At 29.2% G+C, this 25481-nt stretch carries 26 protein-coding genes; 15 read left to right on the forward strand and 11 right to left on the reverse strand.

The window, feature by feature from the left end; genetic code table 11:
- Nucleotide 1: 1 nt before the first annotated feature.
- From L8V77_RS02905 to L8V77_RS02975, 15 genes are all read left to right on the forward strand, one after another.
- On the forward strand, nt 2-103 hold the full coding sequence (locus L8V77_RS02905) for a hypothetical protein (protein WP_149062088.1): 102 nt from the start codon (nt 2-4) through the stop codon (nt 101-103).
- The gene (locus L8V77_RS02910) at nt 100-675 is read left to right on the forward strand and encodes a hypothetical protein (protein ID WP_263706616.1); all 576 of its coding nucleotides are present in this window, start codon (nt 100-102) and stop codon (nt 673-675) included. The genes L8V77_RS02905 and L8V77_RS02910 overlap by 4 nt, the downstream gene beginning before the upstream one ends.
- Nucleotides 676-1188 (forward strand): FixH family protein, encoded by a 513-nt coding sequence (locus L8V77_RS02915; protein WP_263706617.1) that lies wholly within the window; start codon nt 676-678, stop codon nt 1186-1188.
- A complete protein-coding gene (locus L8V77_RS02920; protein WP_263706618.1) occupies nt 1188-3578 on the forward strand; it encodes a PD-(D/E)XK nuclease family protein in 2391 nt (796 codons plus the stop codon). The genes L8V77_RS02915 and L8V77_RS02920 overlap by 1 nt, the downstream gene beginning before the upstream one ends.
- Nucleotides 3575-6322, forward strand: coding sequence for a RecB-like helicase (locus L8V77_RS02925; RefSeq protein ID WP_263706619.1), 2748 nt, complete (start codon nt 3575-3577; stop codon nt 6320-6322). Before L8V77_RS02920 ends, L8V77_RS02925 begins: the two co-directional genes overlap by 4 nt.
- Nucleotides 6323-6496: 174 nt before the next feature.
- Nucleotides 6497-6922, forward strand: a complete 426-nt coding sequence (rplM, locus tag L8V77_RS02930) for a 50S ribosomal protein L13 (RefSeq protein ID WP_039617653.1) — start codon at nt 6497-6499, stop codon at nt 6920-6922.
- 2 nt (nt 6923-6924) lie between these two features.
- The gene (gene rpsI / locus L8V77_RS02935) at nt 6925-7314 is read left to right on the forward strand and encodes a 30S ribosomal protein S9 (RefSeq protein WP_039617655.1); all 390 of its coding nucleotides are present in this window, start codon (nt 6925-6927) and stop codon (nt 7312-7314) included.
- Between the two features lie 250 nt (nt 7315-7564).
- Nucleotides 7565-8551 (forward strand): OmpA family protein, encoded by a 987-nt coding sequence (locus L8V77_RS02940; protein ID WP_263706621.1) that lies wholly within the window; start codon nt 7565-7567, stop codon nt 8549-8551.
- Between the two features lie 3 nt (nt 8552-8554).
- On the forward strand, nt 8555-9199 hold the full coding sequence (locus tag L8V77_RS02945; RefSeq protein ID WP_263706622.1) for an HAD family hydrolase: 645 nt from the start codon (nt 8555-8557) through the stop codon (nt 9197-9199).
- A gap of 117 nt (nt 9200-9316) precedes the next feature.
- Nucleotides 9317-12871, forward strand: coding sequence for a pyruvate:ferredoxin (flavodoxin) oxidoreductase (gene nifJ / locus L8V77_RS02950; RefSeq protein ID WP_263706623.1), 3555 nt, complete (start codon nt 9317-9319; stop codon nt 12869-12871).
- 3 nt (nt 12872-12874) lie between these two features.
- Complete coding sequence (locus L8V77_RS02955) at nt 12875-13198, forward strand: hypothetical protein (RefSeq protein ID WP_263678564.1); 324 nt, start codon at nt 12875-12877, stop codon at nt 13196-13198.
- Nucleotides 13170-14561 carry a pilus (MSHA type) biogenesis protein MshL gene (mshL, locus tag L8V77_RS02960; protein WP_263706625.1) on the forward strand — a complete coding sequence of 464 codons (1392 nt, stop codon included), beginning with the start codon at nt 13170-13172 and terminating at the stop codon, nt 14559-14561. Before L8V77_RS02955 ends, mshL begins: the two co-directional genes overlap by 29 nt.
- Complete coding sequence (locus L8V77_RS02965) at nt 14542-14871, forward strand: hypothetical protein (protein WP_263706626.1); 330 nt, start codon at nt 14542-14544, stop codon at nt 14869-14871. Before mshL ends, L8V77_RS02965 begins: the two co-directional genes overlap by 20 nt.
- Nucleotides 14864-16378: a GspE/PulE family protein gene (locus L8V77_RS02970; RefSeq protein ID WP_263706627.1), complete on the forward strand. Its 1515-nt coding sequence runs from the start codon at nt 14864-14866 to the stop codon at nt 16376-16378. The genes L8V77_RS02965 and L8V77_RS02970 overlap by 8 nt, the downstream gene beginning before the upstream one ends.
- The gene (locus L8V77_RS02975; RefSeq protein WP_263706628.1) at nt 16375-17535 is read left to right on the forward strand and encodes a type II secretion system F family protein; all 1161 of its coding nucleotides are present in this window, start codon (nt 16375-16377) and stop codon (nt 17533-17535) included. Before L8V77_RS02970 ends, L8V77_RS02975 begins: the two co-directional genes overlap by 4 nt.
- On the opposite strand, the gene L8V77_RS02980 is transcribed toward L8V77_RS02975, so the two are convergent.
- Genes L8V77_RS02980 through L8V77_RS03030 form a run of 11 tightly spaced genes read right to left on the reverse strand, consistent with a single transcriptional unit; the run spans nt 17532 to nt 25452 of the window.
- Nucleotides 17532-18284 (reverse strand): TSUP family transporter, encoded by a 753-nt coding sequence (locus L8V77_RS02980; protein ID WP_263702484.1) that lies wholly within the window; start codon nt 18282-18284, stop codon nt 17532-17534. The genes L8V77_RS02975 and L8V77_RS02980 overlap by 4 nt on opposite strands.
- Entirely contained in the window at nt 18269-19018 is a 750-nt protein-coding gene (locus tag L8V77_RS02985; protein WP_263706629.1) for a TIGR02757 family protein, read from the reverse strand. The genes L8V77_RS02980 and L8V77_RS02985 overlap by 16 nt, the downstream gene beginning before the upstream one ends.
- The gene (gene flgK, locus L8V77_RS02990) at nt 19018-20847 is read right to left on the reverse strand and encodes a flagellar hook-associated protein FlgK (RefSeq protein ID WP_263706630.1); all 1830 of its coding nucleotides are present in this window, start codon (nt 20845-20847) and stop codon (nt 19018-19020) included. Before flgK ends, L8V77_RS02985 begins: the two co-directional genes overlap by 1 nt.
- 10 nt (nt 20848-20857) lie before the next feature.
- A complete protein-coding gene (locus tag L8V77_RS02995) occupies nt 20858-21292 on the reverse strand; it encodes a flagellar protein FlgN (protein ID WP_263663826.1) in 435 nt (144 codons plus the stop codon).
- 42 nt (nt 21293-21334) lie between these two features.
- Nucleotides 21335-21541: a hypothetical protein gene (locus L8V77_RS03000; RefSeq protein WP_012661139.1), complete on the reverse strand. Its 207-nt coding sequence runs from the start codon at nt 21539-21541 to the stop codon at nt 21335-21337.
- A 60-nt stretch (nt 21542-21601) separates the two neighbouring features.
- Entirely contained in the window at nt 21602-21967 is a 366-nt protein-coding gene (locus tag L8V77_RS03005) for a rod-binding protein (protein WP_039617679.1), read from the reverse strand.
- Nucleotides 21967-23013: a flagellar basal body P-ring protein FlgI gene (locus tag L8V77_RS03010; RefSeq protein ID WP_039617681.1), complete on the reverse strand. Its 1047-nt coding sequence runs from the start codon at nt 23011-23013 to the stop codon at nt 21967-21969. Before L8V77_RS03010 ends, L8V77_RS03005 begins: the two co-directional genes overlap by 1 nt.
- 57 nt (nt 23014-23070) lie before the next feature.
- Nucleotides 23071-23727: an RsmD family RNA methyltransferase gene (locus L8V77_RS03015; protein WP_263706631.1), complete on the reverse strand. Its 657-nt coding sequence runs from the start codon at nt 23725-23727 to the stop codon at nt 23071-23073.
- Complete coding sequence (locus L8V77_RS03020) at nt 23720-24115, reverse strand: hypothetical protein (protein WP_263663828.1); 396 nt, start codon at nt 24113-24115, stop codon at nt 23720-23722. The genes L8V77_RS03015 and L8V77_RS03020 overlap by 8 nt, the downstream gene beginning before the upstream one ends.
- Nucleotides 24099-24803, reverse strand: a complete 705-nt coding sequence (locus L8V77_RS03025) for a hypothetical protein (protein WP_263706632.1) — start codon at nt 24801-24803, stop codon at nt 24099-24101. The genes L8V77_RS03020 and L8V77_RS03025 overlap by 17 nt, the downstream gene beginning before the upstream one ends.
- Nucleotides 24804-24813: 10 nt before the next feature.
- Nucleotides 24814-25452, reverse strand: a complete 639-nt coding sequence (locus tag L8V77_RS03030) for a DUF5644 domain-containing protein (protein ID WP_257396275.1) — start codon at nt 25450-25452, stop codon at nt 24814-24816.
- Between the last annotated feature and the right edge of the window lie 29 nt (nt 25453-25481).

Here is a 25481-nt window from a genome sequence, read left to right on the forward strand (position 1 = left end):
TATGGCAAAAGTTCTTGAATACTTAATCATAGCTGGCTTAGTTGTAGCAGCAGGAGTTACTGCTTGGTCAGTTTTAACTGTAAATCACCTTTTTATAGGATGAAAAATATATTTAAAGGCGGTTTTTTAACCGCCGTTTTTATTTGCTTTGCTAATTTCTTACATGCTGAAATACTATTAAATGACAATATCTTAAATACTGCAATAGAACAAAATATTACTTCAAGCTCTAAGCAAATTCATGAGTTAACCGGAGTAAATATCGCTTTGGCATTAAGTGATAAAAAAGATTTTGAAAGTTTAAAGAGCTATGAAGCTAATTTGAGCAAGCCGTATATTTTACTTGTATTTTCTAAAGCTTCACATAAGGTGGATATACTTGCAAGTGATGATGCTTTAGCTTTTTTTGATAAAGAAGGTGTTTTGAGTCCTTACCCTGAAAAAGGAACGATTTTGCCTATACTTGCAAATCCTAAACAAAAAGACATTTATAATGCTGCTATTTTAAATGGTTATGCAGATATTGCTGATCAAGTGGCAAATCATTTTAATATAAAACCTTTTTATGGAAATTCAAATCGTGATACTTTAAATATCATGAGAATTTTAATTTATGGCTTTTTATGTGTTGCGATTTTGATGTTAGTGCAAAGAAAAATTAAAAGGGGAAGATAAATGCAAAATCAGAAAACATTTTGGCCTTATGGCATTTTGATTTCTTTAGGGCTTATTGTTATAGCTTGTATTGTAACGATTTTTATCGCAAGTAAAGCACCTGTATATGAAGATAATTTTTATTTTGATTCTTATCAAAATGTAGAATTAAATTATAATGAAATTCAAAACAGACAAAAGACTTTTGATGAAAATTTTAAATTAAGCATTAAAGATAAAGAAAGCTTTATGCATAAGAAAAATCAAGTTTATTATATTAATGAAGGGCAAAATGAACTTAGAATTGCGATTGAAAATTTAAAAGATTATGATTTAAGTAAACTTCAAATTCAAACTTTACTTTCACGCCCACATACAAATGTAAATGATGAAAATTTACAAGCAAGGTTAGAAGGAGGTGATTTGGTGTTTTATTTTAATATCAAAGAAAAAGGTGTTTGGCAAATACTTTTAAAAATCACTCAAGATGAAAATAGCGTAGGATTTTTTAAATTCTTTTTACAGACTAAATAATGAAGCTTTTTGTTTTTAGCTCACTAAGAGCTTTAAGAAAATATTATGAGAAAAAACTACAAATAGACACTTTAGTAGATCCGGCTATGAGTATAGCTGAATTTATGCAAAAATTAGTTTTTTCTCCACATTTTCAAGCAACTCATTATGAGTGTTTGCTTTTGATGAAAAAGGCTTGTGAACAAACTAAAAATTTAGAACAAAGTTTGAAAATACCGAGTAATTTTTTTGCATTTTTAAAAAACAATGCTTATTTATTTAGTTTTTTTAAAGAACTTAGCTTGGAGAAAAAGGATATTAGTGCTTTAAAAAATTATGACGCTTATGCTCAGTATGATGAACATTTACAAATTTTAGAAGAGCTTTTTAAAAATTATCTTACTCTATTACATGAACAAAATTTATATGATGATATTTCTTTAGTATTAGATTATGAAATTAATAATGATTTTTTAAAAAATTATGATGAGATTATTTTTGATTTTCAAGGTTTTTTGAATGCTTTTGAAGTAGAGCTTTTGTTAAAAGTTAAGGAAATACTTCCTCTTAAAGTGCAATTTAATTGTACTAAATTTAATAAAGATTTTTTAAGTTCTCTTAGCTTTTTACAAGGGCTTTCTCTTAAGGAAAATCATGTGTATTTATATGATGTAAACCAAGCACAAATATTACAAGAGTGTCCTTTTGTGCAAGAAAATAAAATCACTTATAAAAGTTTTAATTTACGGTCTTTGCAAGCTGCTTTTGTTTTTGAAAAAATTAACAGCTTTTTAAAAGCTGGTATTAGCGCAAAAGATATTGTAGTGATTACTCCTGATGAGAACTTTGTAGATATTTTAAGACTTTATGATAAAAACAATGTATTAAACTATGCCAATGGGGAAAGTATCAAACATACGCTTTTTTATCATAGATTAAAGACTTTATATGAAAGTGCTAAAGATGATGAGTTTGAGTATGAGCTTAGTGAAGATTTTTTTGATAGGCAAAAGTTAAACAAGCACCTATGTAATTTGCATTTTTATCCTTCTGGTATTGATTTTATAGAGTTTAGAAAGCTTTTTGATGAAAATATCTCTTTTGATTTTTTTGAAAACTTCATCCATAATTTGCTAGAAGATATTAACAATCAAGAATTGCAAGATTATATCTATCAAGAGCTTGCATTCATTAAAGAACTTATAAAAACACATACTTTAAGTTTTAAGCAAATTTTAGAGTTATTTTTCATGCAAATTGACAATAAAAAACTAAGCAGTGTTGGCGGTGGTGAAGTTACTGTAATGGGGCTTTTAGAAAGTAGGGGGCTCAGCTTTGGTGGGGTGATTATAGTTGATTTTAATGATGAGTTTATCCCTAAAAGAGTTTCAAGTGAGTTATTTTTAAATAATGAAATTCGAAAAAAAGCAGGACTTATTACTCATGCTCAAAGAGAAAATTTACAAAGACATTATTATTATACCCTAATAGCCAAGGCAAAATTAGTAGGAATTTCTTATGTAGAGAATGAAGAAAAAATCAAGTCAAGATTTTTAAGTGAGCTTGATTTTTCACTCATAGAGGATAAAACATACAGTGACAATGCCTATATCAAATACTTTCAAACACACAAGTGTGATTTTAACCTTGAGCCAATTACACATATAATGGCTAAGCATGATTATTTTAGTAAAGAGCTTACTTTTACGAGATTCCACCTTTTGATAAATTATGGCTTAGATTATTATTATAAATATGTCTTAGGATTAAAAGAACCAAAAGAATTAGAAGATACTCTTAGGGCGAATGAGCTAGGAAGTTTTATTCATAAAGCTTTAGAAAAATACTATAAACAAAACAAAAAATCAAAATATTTTGACTATGAAAAATTTATGGATATTGTAAAAAATTTGAAAGATTACAAAATCGATGCTTTAAATTTAGCTTTAATACAAGCAATGTTTAAAGAATTTCAAGTGCTTGAAAATGAGCATTTTAAACAAGGTTTTATGGTAAGAGATTGTGAATTTTCACAAAAGAAAGATTTTATCGCTGAAAATGGAGTTAAAATTACTATTTTTGGACGTTTAGATAGATTAGATGAAAATGAAAATGAAAAATTAGTCATAGATTATAAAACTGGGAAAATAGATGAAAAAACTTACCAGCTTGCTTTTTATAAGTTTTTATTAGAGGGTGTATACCCTTTAGAAAATATAAATGCTTGTTTTTATGATTTAAAAAATATGAAAATCGTTTATGAAAATACTGAAAGTGAAAAAGTACAAGAGCTTAAAGACATGCTTAATGAGCTTGCAAAAGAGCCTTTAGAAAAAGAATTTACTAATCAAAGAAATGATAATACCTATAGTCCTTATACCATGCTTTATAAAAAGGAGTTTAAGCTTTGAGTTGTAATTTTGAGCCTTTTTTAGCTTTAGAAGCTAGTGCAGGAAGTGGAAAAACCTTTGCATTAAGCGTGCGTTTTGTAGCCTTGGTGTTAATGGGAGCTAAGATTAATGAAATTTTAGCTCTTACTTTTACCAATAAAACCACAAGCGAGATGAAAGAAAGGATTTTTAAAACCTTTTTAGAATTTGATGTGCTTGAAAATGGAGAAAATAAAGCAGAATGCAATGAGCTTATGAGAATGCTAGGCAAAAGCAAAGAAGAGCTTGTAGATTTAAGACAAAAGCGTAAAAACGAATTTTTAAGATCTAAACTCAATATCTATACCTTTGATAGTTTTTTTTCGCAAATTATTCGTTCTTTTGCTTTAAATTTAGGTTTTATGAGTGATTTTGAGATCATAGAAAGTCAAGATAGTTATAAAAATTTCATTGCTAAATTAAACGAAGAAGAGCTAAAAAGTCTAGCGTATTACATTATCCAAACAAAAAGCAAAAGTGATTTTTTAAAAAACCTTGAAAATTTATATATAAAGCATTGTGATGTTAAGCCAAATCCAAAAGCTTACCTTCCAAGTAAGGCTGCTTTAGAAAAAAATATTGATGAGTTTATAGCTTATGCAAAAAATTTAAGCACAAATAAAAATTATCTTTCAAATTTTAATTTTGAAAGAATGGAAGATTTTTTCGCTAAGCCTATTATTAGTAATTTAGATAAAAATTATTTTACTAAAGTCATTGATAATGAATTTTCACAAAAAAGAGCAGAGCTTATACAAAATGCAAAAGAATATTTTAATCAAATGGAAAATTACCGCATAAGTATGCTTGCAAAGCTTTTGGCGCATTTTAAAGAAGCAAGAAATGAAAACAATACCAAGCAAAATACATTAACTTTTTCAGATATAGCCTTAAAAACTTATGAATTAATTAGTGATGAGGCTAATAAAGATTTGATTTATTTTAGACTTGATGGTTATATTTCTCATTTATTAATCGATGAATTTCAAGATACTAATGTCTTGCAGTATCAAATTTTAAAGCCTATTATCGCTGAGCTTGTTTCAGGTGAGGGTGTGAAAAAAAACAGAAGTTTTTTTTATGTAGGCGATAAAAAGCAGAGTATATATGGTTTTAGAGGGGGTAAAAAAGAACTTTTTGATAAGCTTTTAAAAGACTTTCCACAAATTAAGCTAGAGCATTTGGATACTAATTATCGTAGTAAAAAGATCATTGTTGATTATGTCAATGACACCTTTAAAGATAAATTTTTTGATAGCTTTTTAAATCCTAGCTTTACTTTGCAAAAAAGCGTTAAAGAAGGCGGGTATGTAGAAATTTTGCAAAATCACATCCCTAGTAAAAATGGTTCTGTTTATGAAGCAAGTGCTAAAGAAGCTTTAAAAATTATCCATAGACTTTTAGAAAAAGGCATTAAGCTTGATGATATTTGCATTTTAGTATGGGTCAATAAAGACGCCACTTTGATTCAAGAATTTCTTGAAGAAAATGGCGTTAAAGCTTATACGCAAAGCAATGTTCCTTTGTTAGATTGTATTAGCGTAAGAGTGCTTTTTGAGTATGCAAAGGCTTGTGTGCTTAAAGATGAGTTTAGTTTGTATTTTGTAAATGATATTTTAAAAAAAGAACTTAGCTATCTTGAGCTTGATCTAAACCGCAGTGTAGGTGAAATTTTAAAATACTTGATTGATTATTTAAAGCTTGATCTAAGTGATGTTAATCTCATCGCCTATTTAGAGCATGCAAGTACTTTTGATAATTTTTTTGATTTTTTATTTAGTCCTTGTAAATTAAGTTCTTTACAAGCGCAAAATGATGGAGTTAGCATTATGACCGTGCATAAGTCTAAGGGGCTTGAATTTGAAAATTTAATCGTGCTTGATAGACTTAGCAAAAAAGCTCCAGATACTGATACTTTAATGTTTGAGTATGATTTAGAGCAAGGCTGGGAAATAAAATACAGACATAGTGCTAGAGAATACCTTGAAGATGATAGCTATAATGCCTTTTTAGACAAAAGAAAAAAACTCCAAACAGAAGATGAGATAAATTGTTTATATGTAGCACTTACTAGAGCTAAAAATTCTCTTTTTGTTATAAAAAATGATGAAAATTATAAGGGTTTTAAAGGATATTTTAAAGATTATGAAGAAAAGCAAATAGGCATTTTAGAAGAACAACTTTCAAAAACAAATGAGCCTTTGGAAAAATTAGAGCAAATAGAAAGCTTTGAAGAATTTCAAAAGGTAAATTTACAAGAAGTTAAAGTTAAAAACTATTTTACAAGCGAGCAAATACATTTTGGATTGGCTTTGCATGAATTTTTACAATATTTTGATTTTAACACTAAAAATAATTTTGAATTTTGTAAGCAAATGGTGTATAAAAAATATCGTTTTTACTTAGATGATGAAGCTTTTGATGAGCTTTTTAAAAGACTTACTATGCTTTTAAAAGATGAGAAATTTAACGCACTTTTAGTGGGTAAAAAGTTACTTAAAGAGCAAATCATCACTTATAAAGGCGAGCAAAAACAGCTTGATATGCTTGCATTTGATGATAATGAAGCTATCATTATAGACTATAAAACAGGTTTAAATTTAAACGAGCATAAAAAGCAAGTTTTACTTTACAAAGAAGCCATAGAAAAAATCTTAACTAAGACTTCCACTAAGGTTTTTTTGGTGTATGTTTTAAAAGATAAAGTGGATGTAATAGAGGTTTAACATTATATAAGATATCTATATCGTTTTATTTTTTAAGTTGTGTATTTTTTCATACTCAATATTTTTCATATAGTGGTAAGAATATTTAAGCTTTAAGTATTCTTAAATTAAGTATTAATTAAGTTAAAATAATTATAATCTCATTTTAAAAAAATTTTTGGCAAAGGTAAGATGATGACAAAGATAACAAAGCCAAACGAAGTAAAACGTGAATGGATCGTTTTAGACGCTGAAGGAAAGCGTTTTGGTCGTCTTTTAACAGAAGTAGCGACTATTTTAAGAGGTAAAAATAAACCTTGCTATACTCCAAATGTTGATTGTGGAGATTATGTAATCATTATCAATGCTTCTAAAGCAGTTTTCACAGGTGCAAATAAAGCAGAAGATAAATTATACCACAGACATTCAGGGTATTTTGGAAGTGTAAAAAGTGAAAAATTTGGTGATTTATTAGAAAAAAATCCAGTTAAATTATATAAATTAGCAGTTCGTGGTATGCTACCTAAAACAAACCTAGGTAGAGCTATGCTAAAAAAATTAAAAATTTATGCAGGTAGCGAACATCCTCATACTGCTCAAATTGCTAATAAAGGAAAATAATCATGGCAACAACATACGCAACAGGTAAAAGAAAAACCGCTGTAGCTAAAGTTTGGGTAAAAGCTGGTAGTGGTAAAATCATCGTTAATGGTATGGATTTAAACACTTGGCTTGGCGGACATGAAGCTATAAAATTAAAAGTAGTTCAGCCTTTATTAGTAACTAAGCAAGAAACTTCTATGGATATTAAAGCAACAACTTTAGGCGGTGGATACAGCGCTCAAGCTGAAGCTTTAAGACATGGTATTTCAAGAGCTTTAGCTGCTATGGATGCAGATTTTAGAGCATTATTAAAACCAAAAGGACTTCTTACTAGAGATAGTAGAACTGTTGAGCGTAAAAAATACGGTCGCAGAAAAGCAAGAAGAAGCCCACAATTCTCTAAACGTTAATCTTTTTTGGATCCATTTTTGGATCCATTTTTTCTTTCATTTTTTAAAAAAATCATATTTTTTCATATATTTTAGTTTTGTTTAAAATTATAGGATTTTTTATTTATAATAAACTTTTATAATTTCAAAGTCCGATCAGGGAAACCTCCTTTTTGTAGTAAATTTAAGCCCCTTACCCAAAAGGGGCTTATTTTATTTTAATCTTCATTTTATATAATACCCCATTTATTTTCATTTTTAAGGATAGACGATGAAAAAAATCATAGGATTGGTTAGTTTAGTTAGTGCTTTGTTTGCTTTTGATACTAGCAAAATAGAAATCACTCCAACCTTTAACTACACAACTCCAGAAGGAAATTTAGATCTTAAAAATTATGGTGGAGTGGGATTGAGATTTGGTTATCATTATGATGATTTATGGCTAGATCAGGCTGAACTTGGCTTAGAGTATTATGACAATGCAAAATATAATAATCCAAACGATAATACACATACAGATGCTAGTGTTTCAAGATTTTATGTAAATGCTATTAAAGGAATTGATCTGGCTAATCATGTATATTTATATGGTTTGTTGGGAACAGGTTATGAGTATTTGAGTCATGGAGCTTATGAAAATAAAAGTGGTATGTTTGCTCAATATGGTGCAGGTTTTAAATTTGCACTTGGAGAAGATTTGGCTTTAAGACTTGAAGCAAGAGATCAAATTAAATTCAATAATGGTGAACATAATTTGATTTCTAGTGTTGGCTTGAGTTTTTATTTTGGTAATAAAGCTCCAAAAACTCCTCAAACTGCAACTAAACAAATCGAAGAAAAACCGCAATCAAAACAAATCGATAAATCATGTCCAGAACCAAGAAAAGGTGCTTTACTTGATCATATAGGTTGTGAAAAGACAATAGCGCTTGAAGGACATTTTGGTTTTGATCAAATCACTATAAACCCTGAATTTGCACAAAAAATCCAAGAAGTAGGTAAGGTTTTAGAAGAAAACCCACAATATTATACTATTTTAGAGGGTCACACAGATAGTACAGGAACTAAAGCTTATAATCAAAAATTATCATTAGAGCGTGCAAAGGCAGTTGCGAAAGAACTTGAAAAATCAGGCGTAGCTAAAGAAAAAATTGCAACTAAAGGCTATGGTTTTGATAAGCCAAAAGTAAGCAATGACACTAAAGAAGGCCGTGCGCAAAATAGACGCGTGGAAGCAAAATTTTTCATTAAAGAATAAACTTTGTTAAAAAAGACAATTTTGTTTGACTTAGATGGCACTTTGATAGACTCTACAAGTGCCATTTTAGATGGTTTTGATGCTGCTTTTAAAGCTTTTGGCGAGCCTTTAAGAGATCATGGAGCCATTAAAGCTTTAATAGGTTTTCCTTTAGATGTAGCTTTTGAAAAACTTGGAGTGCCAAAAGAAAAAACAAGTGAGTATATTAATGCTTATAGAAGCGTATATCAAAAAATCTATATAGAGCAAACTTCTTTGCTTTCTTTGGCAAAAGAAAGTGTATATGAGGCTAGTTTGTTTGCTGATTTAGCTGTTGTAACGACTAAAAGTTCTAAATTTTCCAAACCTTTGCTAGATCATTTAGGGATAGGAAAATACTTTAAAGTCATTATAGGTAGAGATGATGTAACTCACCCAAAACCAAATGCTGAACCTATTTTATTAGCTTTAGAAAAATTATCTAAAGGTAAAGAAGATGCATTTATGATTGGAGATACTCATTTAGATATCCAAGCAGCTTGTAATGCGGGTATTAAACCCATAGCAGTAAGTAGTGGTTATGAAAGCAAAGAAAGTTTAGCTAAATTTAAAATTCCACTTTTTAAAAATACTTATGAGGCAATAGAGCACATAAAAAATATCCGATAATTTCACACTCAAACCCCATACTCATAAATAATAAAAATTTTTTATCATTGTTTAAGACAATTCAAGATAAAGTAGCTATTGATTTTAAGTAATTATTTTAATTATAAGGATAATTAGATGAGTAAAATAATGAAAACAATGGATGGTAATGAAGCAGCAGCTTATGCAGCTTATGCATTTACAGAAGTTGCTGGAATTTATCCTATTACCCCAAGTTCACCAATGGCAGATTATACTGATATATGGGCTTCTCAAGGTAAAAAAAACCTTTTTGGAGTACCGGTTAAAGTTGTAGAGATGCAAAGTGAAGCAGGAGCGGCAGGGACGGTTCATGGTTCTTTGCAAGCTGGCGCTTTAACTACTACTTATACTGCCTCTCAAGGACTTTTACTAAAAATACCAAATATGTATAAAATCGCAGGTCAGCTTTTACCTGGGGTTATCCATGTGGCAGCTAGGGCTTTAGCTTCTCAAGCATTATCTATTTTTGGAGATCATCAAGATGTTTATGCAGCAAGACAAACAGGCTTTGCTATGCTTTGCTCACATTCTGTGCAAGAAAGTATGGATTTAGCAGGTGTTGCACACTTAGCAGCTATTAAAGGTAGAGTACCTTTTATGCATTTTTTTGATGGTTTTAGAACAAGCCATGAAATCCAAAAAATTGAAGTAATGGATTATGCGCATTTTGATCGTTTGCTTGACCGTGAAGCTTTGATGGAGTTTAGAAATTCCTGTCTAAATCCAGAAAATCCAAAAACAAGAGGTACGGCTCAAAATGATGATATTTATTTTCAAACAAGAGAGTTGGCAAATAAATATTATGAAGCTATTCCTGACATTGTTAATGAATATATGCAAGAAATTTCAAAAATTACAGGAAGAGAATACAAACCTTTTGTGTATTATGGGGATAAAAATGCAACGCGCATTGTAGTAGCAATGGGTTCAGTGACTGAAGCTTTAAAAGAGGTTGTAGATCATCTAAACAACAAAGGCGAAAAAGTAGGGGTTTTAAAAGTTCATTTATATAGACCATTTAGTTTAAAATATTTATTTGATGTAATGCCTCAAAGTGTTGAAAAAATAGCTGTTTTAGATAGAACTAAAGAGCCAGGAAGTTTAGGCGAGCCACTTTATTTGGATTTAAAAAGCGCATATTATGGAAAAGAAAAAGCACCTTTAATCGTTGGTGGTAGATATGGACTTTCTTCAAAAGATGTTGATCCTGCTCAACTTCTAGCGGTTTTTGAAAACCTAAATCAAGCAAATCCAAAAGATGGTTTTACCATAGGAATTAATGATGATGTGACCTTTACTTCATTGCCTGTGGGAGAAAAAATTTCTTTGGGTGATGAGAGTACTATAGAGTGCCTATTCTATGGACTTGGTGCTGATGGTACTGTAGGGGCGAATAAAAACTCTATTAAAATTATAGGGGATAAAACAGACTTTTATGCACAAGCTTATTTTGCTTATGATTCTAAAAAATCAGGTGGTTATACAAGAAGCCATTTAAGATTTTCTAAAAAACCTATCACTTCAACTTATCTAGTTTCTACACCGCATTTTGTAGCGTGTTCAGTGGCTGCTTATTTAGAAATTTATGATGTTTTAGCAGGCATTAGAAAAGGTGGAACTTTCCTTTTAAATAGTATTTGGAGTGCGCAAGAGACTATTAAGAAGATTCCAAATGCAGTAAAAAGGGTTTTAGCGCAAAAAGAAATTAATTTTTATATTATTAATGCTACAAAACTTGCTAGAGAAATAGGACTAGGTAGTAGAACAAATACAATTATGCAATCAGCGTTTTTCAAGCTTGCTAATATCATTCCTTTTGAAGATGCGCAAAAATATATGAAAGAATTGGCTTATAAATCATATAGTAAAAAAGGTGATGCTATAGTTGAGATGAATTACAAAGCTATTGATGTGGGTGCAGATGGACTTGTAAAAGTTGATATTGATCCTTCTTGGGCAAATTTAGCTGATGAAGTTAAAGAAGAAACTATAGCCTATAAAGGCACTGAGTTTGTTGAAAAAATCGCAAAACCTATGAATGCAGCTAAGGGAGATGATTTACCAGTTTCAGCATTTTTGGGTTATGAAGATGGTAGTTTTGAGCATGGTACTACTGAGTATGAAAAAAGAGGCGTTGGTGTTATGGTGCCAAGATGGATAGAAACTAATTGTATTCAGTGTAATCAATGTGCTTCAGTGTGTCCGCATGCGGTTATTAGACCTTTCTTGATTGATGAAGAAGAATTAAACAATGCTCCAGCAGGTGTAAAAGAACATAGTTTAAATGCAAAAGGCGTAAAAGAGCAAAAATTAAATTTCAAAATTCAAGTTTCGCCACTTGATTGTACAGGTTGTGAGCTTTGTGTGCATGAGTGTCCAACTAAAGAAAAATCTTTAGTAATGGTTCCACTGGGTGAAGAGCTTGATCACGGTGAGCAAGAAAATGCAGATTATTTATTCAAAAAAGTAAGCTATAAAGATAATATCTTAAATAGAGAAAATGCAAAAGGTATTCAATTTGCTCAACCTTTATTTGAATTCCATGGAGCATGTCCAGGATGTGGAGAAACTCCTTATATCACTTTAATCACTAGATTGTTTGGTGAAAGAATGATTATTGCTAATGCGACAGGTTGTAGTTCTATTTATGGTGGTTCAGCTCCTTCAACTCCATATAGAAAAAGTAATAAAAATGGTCATGGACCAGCTTGGGGTAATTCTTTATTTGAAGATAATGCTGAATTTGGTCTTGGTATGAAAATAGCAACTGAAACAACAAGACATAAAATTGAGCAAATCATGAATGAAAGTATGCAAGAAGTTCCTAATGCGCTTTCTGCATTATATAAAGAATGGATTGCAAATAAAGAAGATTCTAAAGCTTCTTTAGAGCTAAGAGATAAGTTAGTGCCATTGCTAGAAGAAAATAAACAGATTAAAACTGTAAATGATATTTTAGAACTGAAAAGCTATTTAAGTAAAAAATCACATTGGATTTTTGGTGGTGATGGTTGGGCTTATGATATAGGTTATGGCGGGCTTGATCATGTTTTAGCAAGTGGTGAAAATGTAAATATTTTAGTGCTTGATACTGAAGTGTATTCTAATACTGGAGGCCAAAGCTCAAAATCTTCAAGAACAGGTTCAGTAGCTCAATTTGCTGCAGCAGGTAAGCCAGTGCAGAAAAAAGATCTGGGTCAAATTGCTATGACTTATGGTTATATTTTTGTAGCTCAAGTAAATTCTAATGCAAATTATGCGCAATTGTTAAAAGCAATAATAGCAGCAGAAGCTTATGATGGACCTTCTTTGATTATTGCTTATTCTCCTTGTATAGCTCATGGTATTAAAGGTGGGCTTGGAAATTCAGGAAATCAAGCAGAACTTGCCACAAAATGTGGATATTGGCCAACTTATATTTACGATCCACGTTTAGAAGCAGAAGGTAAAAATCCTTTAACAATTTCTTCTAAAGAGCCTGATTGGGATTTGTATGAAAGCTTTTTAATGAATGAAGTGCGTTATAATTCTTTGAAAAAATCAAATCCTGAGCAAGCAAAAGAATTATTTGAAAAAAACAAAGCAGAAGCACAACGCCGTTATAGACAACTTAAACGTCTAGCAAGTGCTGATTTTAGTAATGAAAATTAAAATTTGCTTCGATTTTTACTTGTGAGTTTATGGGTGCTTAGTGCTTTTGGTGCTAAGTACCCATTTTTGAATCAAGATTGCAGTAATATTGATTTTTCTTTGATTCAAGATCCTTTTTTTCAAAAGACTACAAATATAAAATCTGATTTTTCTTTGCAAGCTATCATTTCTAATAAAGTTAAGATTAATGATAAATGGTATGCTTTAAATGATGATATTGAAGGTTTTAAGATTGTTGAGATTAAAAATTCTCAAGTTGTATTGATAAAGGAAGAAAAAATCATGGTTTTAAAATTGTATGAAAAAAATAATATTTTTATTTATTAGTATCTTAACTTTTACAAATGTTTTTGCTTCACAGTGTCATCAACGCTTTTTTGATATAAGTGTAGAAAATAAAACTTCTTTGATTGAAATTTTAAATGAACTTGGTAGAGAATGTGGTTTTAGTATTATAATAAAAGATTCATTAGCCAGAGAAAAGTTAAATCATACTCAAAATTATTTACACATAAGAAAAATGTCTTTAAGAGAAATTTTTAAACTTTTATTGATGGAAAATAATCTTGCTTATGAATATGAAAAAAATATTTTAAAAATTTATGGAAGACAAGTTAAAACTTTTAAAGTGCATTATATAAGCTCTATTAGAGAAGGGCAAAGCATTACTAAAGCTTCAGTGGATTCAAGACCTAAACAGGGCGATTATGATAGTACTAAAGAAGCGGATAATTTGGTCATTAGCACGGATAAATTTGATTTTTGGGAAAAAATTTCAGAAGAAATACAAGCTTTATTAGATGAAAATACAACTAAACCTATTATTAATACTAATGCAGGGATTATCACTTTAAATGCTACTTTGTATGAGCTTACAAGGGTTGAAAAATATTTAAAAGATTTAAATAAAAGACTTAAAAAACAAGTTTTAATTGATGTAAGTATAGTTGCAGTACATTTAAATAAAAGTCATTCAAGCGGGATTAATTGGCAAGAGCTTGCTTTTAAACTTAATGGAGATGATAATGATTTTATAATCAATAAAGGCGGTGTTAAAAATATTAATCTTAAAGCTAATGTTGAAACTAAGGCTATTTTAAATTTATTACAAGAAAATGGCAAAACTACTGTACTTTCTAACCCAAAACTTATGGCACTTAATAATCAGCAAGCTATTATTTCCATAGGTGATACGATTAATTATCAAGTAAAAGAAAGCTCTAAGGGTACTGAAAATGGTACAACTATTAGTGAAACTTATAATAATTATTCTATTTTTGTAGGAATTTTACTAAATATTTTGCCAGAAATTTCAGATGATCATAAAATTATGCTTAGGATTAATCCTAGTTTGAGTGATTTTAAATATAGTGTTGATAATCATAGACAAAATAAACCAAGAAATATAGCACCAGATACTATACAAAAAAAGCTTTCTACTGTAGTTGAAGTTGATGATGGACAAACTTTAATTTTGGGTGGATTGATTAGTAAAAATACGATTAGTAACCATAATGAAGTAAGTGCTTTATCTAAAATACCACTTTTTGGTGCTTTATTTCAAGGAAAGCAAAATTTAGAAGATATTAGTGAAATAGTTTTTATCATCAAGCCAAGTTTAATAAGAGCTGATAAAAAAGTATTAAGTTTGAAAGAATTAGGTTTTGAACATGAAGATGATATGTTTTAATTTTTTAATTTGTTTGTCTTTTTTGAATGCAATGAATATTCAAAATGAAAGTTTTGAGCAAAATACATTCTATGAAAAATTTATTAATAACCCAAGTTATGAAAATGCTTTAAATTTGGCTAAATATTTTTATCAAATAAAAGATTATCAAAAGGCCGTTTTTTGGGCTATTGAGGCAAATGAATTTGAGTTGTTGGAAAAAGAAGCATGGTTAGTTTTTATCAATGCTAAATTAAAACTTGGAAAGTATGAAGATGCTTTAAGAGCTAAAGAAGAGTATGAAAAACTTTTAGGAAATTATTTTGAATGATGCAAAAACAATAAAAGCTTTAAATGAACTTTCTTTGCAAGAATTGGCTTTAGAGTATAAATTGGAAATTTTAGACTTAAATCAAACTCTTAAAATAGAAAAATATCTCCATGTTCTGCCTTTTTCTTTAATAGAACAATATAATATTTTTTGTTTTTATGAAGATGATGAAAATATTCATATAGCTTCTTTAAAACCTTTAGATGAGAGTATTTTAGAAAAAATACAAAATTTATACCGCTTAAAGGTTATTAAAATTTTTCTTTGTGATTTTACACAATTTAAATTCTTACTAGAAAGGATTAAATTTTTAATTTGCTTTCAAAACTATCTTGATAAATTAGAGCTTAATTTAAAAAGTGATGAAAATAAAGATGAGTTTTTATTAGAGCAGTTTTTGAATTTAATTTTAACTTATGCTTGTTTTTTAAGAGCAAGTGATATTCACTTGGAGCCTTTGGAAAATGAAGTTTTGATAAGATTTAGAATAGATGGAGAATTAAAATATATCCATAGTCTTGATGTGGATTCTTATCAGGCTTTATTAATGCATATAAAAATCATTGCCTTGCTTAATGTAGCCGAACAAAGACAAGCTCAAGATGGGAGTTTTTCTAAGATAATCTTAGAGCAAAAGTATGACTTTAGAATTTCAATTATGCCTTTGTTATTTGGACAAAGTATAGTGTTTAGAATTTTAAAACAAGATGAGCATGTTTTAAAACTCGATAGACTTTTTATTAAAGAAGAAAATTTAACCTCGTTAAAAAAATGTATGAATGCTCCCTATGGTTTGATTTTATTTTGTGGGCCAACAGGGAGCGGTAAAAGCACTTTTATGCATGCTATTTTAAACGAGCTTGATCAAAATAAAAAAATCATTACTCTAGAAGATCCTATAGAATATAAACTTAAACATGCTCAGCAAATTTTGTTAAATTCTAAAACTGGTTTTGATTTTCACAAGGCTTTAAGAGCGGTTTTAAGGCAAGATCCTGATGTGATTATGGTGGGTGAAATTAGAGATGAGGAGAGTTTGGATATAGTTTTAAAAGCTTCTTTAAGTGGACATTTAGTTTTAAGCACCTTGCATACTAATGGTGCTATAGAAGCTATTTTTAGAATGAAACATATGGGTGCAAAAGAATATTTAATAGCCTATGCGCTTAATTTGATCATAGCCCAACGTTTGGTAAGAAAATTATGTGAATGTAAAGTAGCTAACGATGAAAAATTTCATTTTCAAAATCAAGTTTTTGAAGGAAAATTTTATAAAGCAAAGGGTTGTGCTAAGTGTATGTATAGTGGATATAAAGGGCGTTTAATGGTGGCTGAGTTTTTATTTTTAGACCATAATTTAAAAAGTATGATAGAAAATAATGCAAATTATGAAAATATTTTAACATATGCTTTAAAAAAAGGCTTTTTAACTTTAGGTATGGATGTTTTGGAAAAAGTTAAGCTTGGTTTAACAAGTGTAGATGAGCTAAGAAAGATTGGTTTTTGAAAAAATTTATTATTTTTTATGCTTTAAACAAAGAGCAAAAGCAAAGTATAATTAAAGCCAAAAATCTATATGAAGCCAGAAATCTTGCACAAAAATCATTTGAAAATATAATTAGTGTTGAAGAATACTTTGGGACAACAAAACATAAAATTAAAGAAGAAGAGCTTATTTTTATCCTTAAAGATTTAAGTATGATTTTAAAAGCAGGATTAAGCTTACAAGAAGCTATTTTAGAATTTGCAAGATCAAATCATGATGTGCATATAGCTAAAATATTTAGTGTGATTTATAATAAACTCAAAAATGGAAGCTCTTATAATGAAGCTTTTAGAGGTGTTTTAAATTCTAGAGAATGTGCTGTCTTAAAAATTTGTGATGGTAAGGAGGATTTATATAAGGCTTTTGAGATTATCATTAATCTAAAAGAGAAAAACCTTCATAGTTTTAAGCAGTTTAAAAAGTCTATAACTTATCCACTTTTTGTTTTTACATGTATTATTTTAGCTTTTTTTGTACTGATGATTTTGGTTTTGCCTGAATTTAAAACTTTATTTTTGCAACTTGAATTAGATTTGCCAAAAATCACTCAAATTCTTTTTGTTTTAGGAGATTTTTTTAAACATTTTTATGTATTTATTTTATTAGGTATGGGATTTTTTATAATGCTTGCTTACTCTTTTAGAAAGTCTTTGTTTTTTCATAAAATTCTTTTTTATTCTCCCATTTTTGGAAAGATAATATTTTATCAAGATAAATTTTGTTTTTTCTTGATTTTTTCTTATTTATTGAAAGCAGGGGTGGATATAAAAAGAGCTTTTGAGCTTGCTTGTGAAGGTATAGAAAATCAATTTTTTAAAAACAAAATGTTTATTATAAAGACTTCATTTGAATCAGGACTTGATTTAGATCAAGCTTTTTTCAAAATAAAGCTTTTTGAATTTTTTGCGATAAGAATGTTAAATTTAGCTTTAAAAAGTTCTAAACTAGATGAGAGTACTTATGAGCTTGCTTTATTTTATGAACATAAAAAAGAAAATTACACTCAAAGACTTTTAAGTGTTTTAGAGCCTTTGATGACAATTTTTATGGCGAGTTTGATTTTAGTTTTAGCCTTGGGTGTATTTTTACCTATGTGGCAAATTAGTCAAGGAATTTAAACAAGATAATCATAAGCAACCTTAGCTATAGTTAAAGCAACCATAGTTAAAAAGAGTTTTTTGATAAAAGTTCCTTGTGTTTTTAAGACTAGTTTTGAGCCTACAAAGGCACCTAAGACTTGGCCTATACCCATTAAAATACCAACTTTCCAAAGTACTTCATAAGAGTATAAAAACACCCCTAAAGCCACTACATTGCTAGTGAAATTTAAGATTTTAGTATTAATGCTTGCATTTTTCATACTAAAACCAAGAAATATTACACAAGCAAAAATCCAAAAAGACCCAGTTCCAGGCCCTAAAAAGCCATCATAAAAGCCAAGCAATAAACCAAAAGTGACTTGAAAGCTTGTGGCGCTCATTTTTGCTTCATTATGAACATTTCCTAAATTAGGCTTAAAAATAGTATAAAGAAAAACTAAAGCTAGGCATATTAGCACAATGATTTTAACAGCGTTTTGATCTATTAGTAAAACTGCATAAGTACCAATAACAGCTCCAATTGCGGTAAATAAAATACCTAAGGCAATTTTTTCTATATTCATATGTTTTCTATAAGATAAAACCGCAGTAAGTGAGCCAAAAGTGCTTTGAAGTTTATTGGTAGCTAGGGCTAAATGAGGAGGGATCCCGCAAGCAAATAAAGCAGGTATAGTAATAAGTCCACCACCACCTACAATCGCATCAACACAGCCTGCAAAAGCAGCAACAAAAAATAAAATCACATAATAAGTTAATTCAAGCTCCATAAGCTTTCCTTGTTTTGTCCGATTCTATATAGAGCAAAATCATATTTTATAGGATCTTGTGGATCAAATTTTTTAAGACTTTGAGTAAGCTCTAAAACACTTTTAAAATCATAAATCTTACGCTTTAAAAGCTTAAGTTTTAATGAAACTTTATGAGTATGGGTGTCTAAGGGTATAAGTAAATCTTTTTTATCGATATTTTTAAACAAACCCAAATCAAGCTCATCTTTTCTTACCATCCACCTAAGATACATATTGTATCTTTTTAAAGGACCTTTTGGAGTTTTAAATTCTTTTGAAAAGAAAAACTCATAACCATAGCTTTTATAAGGATTAAGTTTATAAATTGTTTCTATAAAAGCTTTTATTGCATGTGTGATGTTTTGCTCTTTTTGATAAGTTTTAGTGAAAATATTTTCTATACTATCTTCATTTTTTAAGCGTTTAAGTGTGATAAAAATTTGAGCTATATCTTGAGAGTTTTGAAAGCGGTATTTTAGATCTTTGCATTCTTTTTTAATAATCTCATCATTTCTTTCAAACAAGGAAAAATCAAGTTTTTTTAAAAAATTTACAATATTTTTAGCATTTCCATAAGCAAATAAAGCGCAAAGCAAAGCTATAGTTTCATCTTTATAAACACTTGCAATTTGCAAAGGATCAGGATGAGAGAAAAGCTCTTTTTGAGTATTTTTACTTAAAATAGCCTCATCTAAAAGAGCTTTAATTTGCATTAAGATTTTAAACCAAGTAAGGTTTCAAGCATTTGATCAACAGTAGTTACGATTTTAGCTGCAGCGCCATAACTTGCTTGATATTGTATAAGCGCTGCTAATTCTTCATTAGTATTTACACCACTTTTTGATTGATATTCTGCATAGGCTGTATTAAATACTGTCATATTAGTTGCATGCGCAAAACCATTGCTTTCAGCATCTGAAGCAATTTGACCTGTAAATTTTCTATAATATCCATCTAAAGACATAGTATCAACTGTACCATCTTTATTATAAAAATTTACTTTTTGATTTTGAAGTTGCAACATAGCATTAGCTACATCATTGTTTCCATCAACTCCATTTGAGCTTGCTTTTAAGCTATTTGGATCATTTCTAATGCTTGAATTTACATTGATATTGCTTGCATCTTGACCATTAAAAAATGAAGATACATTTAAAGCCCCTGGGAAATTTGTACCATTGTCTTTAAAAGCTATTTTATAACCTTCTTTTAAGCCATTGATTTGGAAATTTCCACTATCACTTTTTCCATCATAATGATAAAAGGCTTGAAAATAATCATTTAAATCATTACCAGGTTTTGCATCATGGTTGTCATCTATATCTGCATTGATTTGTTTAATAACATCTTCTATAGTGGTATTAACATCTATTTTTATAGTTCTTTTAGCTGCTTCTTTACCTTCGTTGTCATATATGATGATATCAAAACTACCCGCTTGAATATTTTTATCATAACTCATTAAAGAAGTATCAGGTTTTAAACCTTTTAAATCATCCGAATTTACTTTATCAGTTGCTGCTTGAGCATAGACATTATTAGTTTGAGTTATAAGTGTTTTTGTAAAGGTATTGAGCATATCTTTATACTCTTGTAATTTTCCATCGCTGTAAGTATCGTGATTGCCATCATAGTTTCTACCTCTAAGGTCAAGCTGAGCTCCAAGTTGTCCACCTGAAATTTTACTAGTTAAATCATAGCGGTTTTCATCATTTACTTCATAATAAATTTGATAAAATCCATTAGGATTATTATCATCTAATTTTAAAGGATGAAAGCTAGAGCCATTGACTATGCTAAAACCTTGAATACTTAAATCATAATATCTTCCAGAATCAGTCATAGTAGATTCTAGGGTGCTATCTTGAGAGCTTTTCCCTTTCCAGGCTACTGCATCAACTAATTTTGAAAGTCTAAGTTCAAGTTCATCTCTTCTATCTCTTAATTGATTAGCATTATCAGTTGGTAAAACTTCTTCGTTTTCAAGTTGTTTGTTGATATTTGCAATTTCTTGACCAATATTATTGATCTCATCTACAGTTTGTCTGATTTGCTCGTTGACAGTTTGTTGCATTTTGCTAAGATCTTGTAGGGTTTTTTGTATGTTTTGAGTTAATGTATTTGCACTATTAACAAGATCTATTTTACTTGCTCCATCACTTGGATTAGAAGCAAAATTATTCCATGCATCATAATAATTTTTATAATCTTGTAAAATACCAGTTCCTTGCATATCAGGAAATCTTTGGCTTGCTTCTTGTAAAATTTGTCCTAAATAATTTGTATAATTTTGTTGAGTAGTGGCATTTTTTAACTCATAATAAGAGTGCTCATCGTGCAATCGTTTTATGGTATCAATTTGTGTACCTGTTCCTAAGTGTAAACCACCTCTATCAAGAGACATACCTGAGCTTTGCACAGCTCTTTGTCTTGTGTAAAACACTGCGTCTGCATTGGCAATATTATTACCTGTTGTGTTAATTTGAAGCTCAGCAGCTCTTATGCCACTAACTCCGGTATATAAGCTATCAAAAATTCCCATGACTTAGCCTTTAAACATTAATCTTAAATAATGAATCTGGAATTGTTTTATTGTCTCCATAAGCATTATTTGTTCCATTTTGTTCAAACATTGCATTTAAAAGATTGTCGTAAAAATTTTTAATAATAAGAGCTAGTTTGGCATATTCTTTATTTTTTTGGTGTAAGGTATTTAAATTTTGCTTTAAAAGAGCAAGTTTTTCTTTATCTTCATCATCTAAAAGCTCATCTAAGCCTTTGTTGTTTCCTTGGTTACTAAGTTCTACCAAAGCCTTGTCAAGATTTTTTTTAGCAATTTGGAAGTCATTTACAAGTTTAGTTTTATCTTCAACACTTTTACTTACATGTTTATGATTAGCAGCTTGAATTTGTGCTATATCTTCTAAAGTAAGATTGATGAGTTTTTCTAAAATAGAATTTGTTTCATCTAAATATTGTTTAACCATTTTTTATCCTTTCTTAGGCAGCAACCCAAAAAAGGATAAAAATTATAATAAAGAATCTGCTATTGCTTTAGAAGTGGCTTGTAGATTGATTTTATACTCGCCATTTTTAATTTGAGAAGCAATTAAAGATGCTTTACTTTCTTCTGCCTTTTGAGTTTCTTTTGCCTTGTTGTTTTCTTTGTTTTCTGTTTTATTTATATCATTAGTAGCAACCTGAGCTACATAACTTTGATGTATAGGGTTTATCATTTTAAGCCTCCAGTTCTATTGAAAAACTCTAAGAACTATATCGACACTTAAAAAAATAACTTAACCCCTTTCTTTTAAATAATCAAATAATAATTTTGAAAAACCTAACCCCCCGCTTAATGCTTTACTCATAGTATCATTGTACATAGATGAATAAATTTCATCACTTGCATCTTTTCCAAATAAAGAATTTTCTTGTTTTAAAGAAATATCCAAAACACTTTTGATTAAAAAAGCTTCAAAAGCATCAGTTTGTTCTTTTAAAGCTTTATCTTCATCATTTAATGCTTGTATATGAGTTAAATCATTTTTAAAAGCACTATCTGCATAGTTTTTAGCAGCCTTGTAGCTATTGTTGTGTTTAGTAATACTTTCATAAAGTTCGCTACTATAGTTTTTGCTCGCTAAATAATTATCAACTCTCATCATATCACCTCTAATTCAGCACTAATTGCACCAGCTCTTTTTAAATTTTGCATAATAGCTATGATATCATTTGGCGCTGCTCCAAGTTTATTTAGCATTCTAGCTATGTTTGCTACTGTTGTTTTATTGTTTGTGATTTTTAAAGTATTAGATACTGGATCTAAAATACCACCATCTTTCATATCGATTTCATTTTGTCCTAAAGCTACGGTATTGTTTGGATCGATTTTTATAGTGATATCTTTATGGGTAATTAATATAGGCTCAACTTCTATATTTACTCCCGCTACTATAGTTCCTGTTCTTTCATCGATGATCACTTTACTTTCTGGAGTGTAAGCTATATCTTGTTCTAATACTCTTGCCATAAATTCAACATGAGAAAATTCTTCAGGTTTTGTTAATTTTATAGTTCTAGAATCTAAAGCTTTTGCTATGTCTGTATCAAAAATAGTATTTAAAACTCTTTCTATATTGTTAGCCGTTTTAAAATCTGCTTCTTTTAAACTTAAAATCAAATCTTCACTTTGGCTAAAGTTTTGTGGAATTTCTCTTTCTACGACTGCACCATTAATAACATTTGCTGAGGTTGAGTGTGTTCCTGCTGCACCTGGTCTTGGGCTAAGTCCACCTATAGCTAAAGAGCCTTGAGCTACTGCATAAATTTCTCCATCAACCCCTTTTAGAGCTGTCATAAGCAAGGTTCCACCTTGTAAAGATTTAGCATCACCTAAAGAAGCCACACTTACATCAAGCTTATCCCCACTTCTTGCAAAAGCAGGAAGTTTTGCTGTAACCATTACTGCTGCTGTATTTTTTGATTTTATATCACCTGGGCTAACTTTTACATTCATACCCTGAAGCATATTTGAAATAGATTGTAGAGTAAATTCGCTACTTGTACCATCTCCACTTCCATTTAAACCAACAACCAAACCATATCCTATAAGTTGGTTATCTCTAACACCTACTACATTGGTAAGTTCTTTAATGGTAGCTGCAAAAACGCTTAGACTTAGCACTAAGCTCAAAAATAATATTCTCATCGATTCTTCCTTTAATCTATGCTATTTTCATAAATTAAAGCAAAAAAGGTTCCAAATTTATATAAAGGAGTAAAAACTTAGAGTGGTTGAACCGAATTTTTTTTCTTTTGTTTTTTCGTAATTTTGTATTTTAGTTGGAGTTTTAAAAGTGCTGTGATGTTCTATGATGATGATTTTAACATTTGAATTTTTTATATTTTCTATCAACTTTAAAGTTTTTTCGTAAATATCAAAAAAACCTTCTCTAATATCAAAGGGTGGATCAAGATATAAAATAATATCTTCTTTGGAATTTTGAATAATTTGAGGGGTTTTTTTAAAAGTATCATCATTAAAGCAAATGGTATTTTGATCAATATTGGAAGCATTTTTTAAAGCGATTTCATAAGCTTTTTTATCTTTTTCTATAGCATAACTTTTTAAGCAGCCATTACTTCTTGCCTCTAATGCCATTAGAGCACTTCCTCCAAAGGCTTCTATGAAAACCTTATCTTGTAAAGAAAAACGTAAAACATTAAAAACGCAAGATTTTACTATGCTTTTGGTGCTTCTTGTGGTGTCTAGACTAGGAAGTAAAATTTTTTTACCTTTATAGATTCCACTTTCTATGGTGGTGTAAATTTTTTGAGTTTGTTTTTTTGAGTTTGTTTTTTTATCTTCTTTGTAATTTTTTAAAAAATCTTTTACGCTTTGATATTCTTGTATTTTATGCATTATTATTTTCTTCTTTGATAAGATTTTTTAACTCTGTTTTGTAAAGATCAAATATTGCATCGATTTTTTCATGACTTTCTTGACGTAATTGCTCTAAAATGGCTTCACATTTTTGATTCATAAGTTTTTTTTCACGCATGGCTATTTTATAAGCAATACTTTGCAAACTTGCATTGAAATCATTTAAAGCATTAAGTAATTCCTCTATATTAAAAGGATGAGATAAAAAATTTGATTTTTTATTGATGATAAATTGTGGTTTTTGCGTGTTAACTTTTTCATCGCAGACTAAAAAATCACAATCTTTTTTTAAAACTAAAAAATCCCTCAAAGCGATTTCTAAAGTTTTTTCTAAAATTAAATCCTTACATTCAAGAGCGATTTTCATTGATTAAACTCACTTTTAATTTGTGTTTTTTTAAAGTGTATGGTACTATACCTAGAGCTAAATTTGCAAGCTCTGCAAAAGTTAAAATATAAAAATCTTCAAAATTTCTATTTGAAATAGCTTGTAATTCTTTATAACATTTATCAAACATATAAAAAGAATAAAAATCCTCAACTACTAAAAAATCACAACCATTATCATAAGCATCTAATACAACAGAAGCTGCACATTTGTATGCTAATTGGGTGTTTAAATTTAAAAAACTATAGCCACAACTTTTGTATTTTCTTTCAAAATCTATTACATTTGCTTTAAGCGCTTTGGCAAGCTCTAAAGAGCAGCTTGCGTCTGAAAATCCTTGATATACACCTATATTAAATTGTTCAAAAAAATGCTTAATGTGTTCTTGTTTAAGATGATCTAAAAAAATCTTTGGAGTATATTGGATTTTTTCAATTTTACTCATAATTTCATAAGAGCTACATTCGCAAGCTAAAATATTATCCTCATCCATCATTCTAGAATATTCATCTAAGATATCTTTTGGATCATAATCAATAATAAAATAATTTTTACCCAAAGGCTTTTCGCATAATGTGCTTTGAACTCCAACTTTATCTAAAGCATCTTTGATAATATCAAAATAACAAAATAAATCATTATTGCTATTGGTGTAGATTTTATACATTACTCATTCCTTAAAAAATACTTCTTGCAAGGCCTGATTTTACAAGCATAACTTTTAATTCTTTAATATAAGATTCATAATCAAGCTCATTTGAAGAAATAAAATTTTTAAATTTTGTGTGATAATAAATTCCTTTTTCTTCATCTGCGACTAATTTTAAAAATTGAGGTGCTTTTTCTGGGTATTTAAGTAGCATTTTATAAGCAAATACAAAAAAGCTATCGCCAAGATATTCAGGTAAAAATTCCCTAACTTCACTTGTATAATATAAAAAATCATATTGTTTATAAAGTTCTATATCGTGTATATCAATAAGTCCTTTAAAAAGTTCGAGCTTTTCTAAAAAATCACTTTTATCCATGATTAAATCTTTGGTTGCTCTTTTGGTATCAAGTGGTTCTATGGTGAGTTCTTTGCCAAATCTTTCTATGATATTATTCAAATCTCTTCTTTGTCTGATTGTAACTTGATTGACTTTAATACAACTTTCTGGATTTTCTTCAAAATCAAAATATATGTCATCTTTTTTAATTTGACTTAAAACATCATAAACACTTTTAAAATTTTTACTATCATAAACATAAGGTTTATAATAAGCTAAATAATCACTATCTTTATCAAAACGAAAAATTCTTAAAGTTATTTGCATATTTTATCCTTGGTATTATTTTTCATTAT

The sequence above is a fragment of the Campylobacter sp. IFREMER_LSEM_CL2127 genome, from assembly GCF_025771745.1.
Classification (GTDB): domain Bacteria; phylum Campylobacterota; class Campylobacteria; order Campylobacterales; family Campylobacteraceae; genus Campylobacter_D.